Source organism: Devosia sp. ZB163 (assembly GCF_028613635.1).
GTDB lineage: Bacteria > Pseudomonadota > Alphaproteobacteria > Rhizobiales > Devosiaceae > Devosia_A.
On record NZ_JAQRMY010000009.1, the window covers coordinates 1 to 724 of the forward strand.

The 724-nt window shown below is 66.6% G+C and carries 1 protein-coding gene; it reads right to left on the bottom strand.

The features are described 5' to 3' along the window. Positions 1 to 158 (bottom strand): leucine zipper domain-containing protein (locus PRN20_RS22795; RefSeq protein ID WP_273958098.1); only part of this gene is annotated, 158 nt, incomplete at its 3' end. Positions 159 to 724: the final 566 nt, after the last annotated feature.

Consider the following 724-nt stretch of genomic DNA (forward strand, 5'->3'; position numbering starts at 1 on the left):
CGGTCGCCACCACGCCAGCGCCCCAGCCACCGATGCGCGGTGCGTTCCGATACCCCCGCTGCCGCTGCTGCCCGTTGCACCGGCAAGCCCGCCTCGATCCGCTCAATCATCTGGACTCGACCGCGCGGCGTCAGACGCGCATTCTTGTGGACGTTCATTCGGGGAGCTCCGCTGAAGGTTGGTTGGCTTCGCAACCCCAGCTTCTCAGTCCCTCTCCGAATGAACAACCTTCATAGCAACGACACCTAGCGGAGCTAGGGTGAGGGGTGCAGCCTTTCGAGATGCTGGTTCATTCAGCATGTCGAGACCACCTCACCCCTCATCCGGCGCTCCGCGCCACCTTCTCCCCTAAGGGGAGAAGGAAAGAGGCGCTGGCCCCGCAAAGGCCGCGAAGACCGGGGCGGCGAAGAACTAGCCGGGTGCTCAGCCCCCTCGCCCCTCAGGGGAGAGGGCAAGCGCAGCTTGGGAGCGCCTGCGACCTGGCGGAGCTAGGGTGAGGGGTGCAGCCTCTCGAGATGCTGGTTCATTCAGCATGTCGAGACCACCTCACCCCTCATCCGGCGCTCCGCGCCACCTTCTCCCCTAAGGGGAGAAGGAAAGAGGCGCTGGCCCCGCAAAGGCCGCGAAGACCGGGGCGGCGAAGAACTAGCCGGGTGCTCAGCCCCCTCGCCCCTCAGGGGAGAGGGCAAGCGCAGCTTGGGAGCGCCTGCGACCTGGCGGAGCT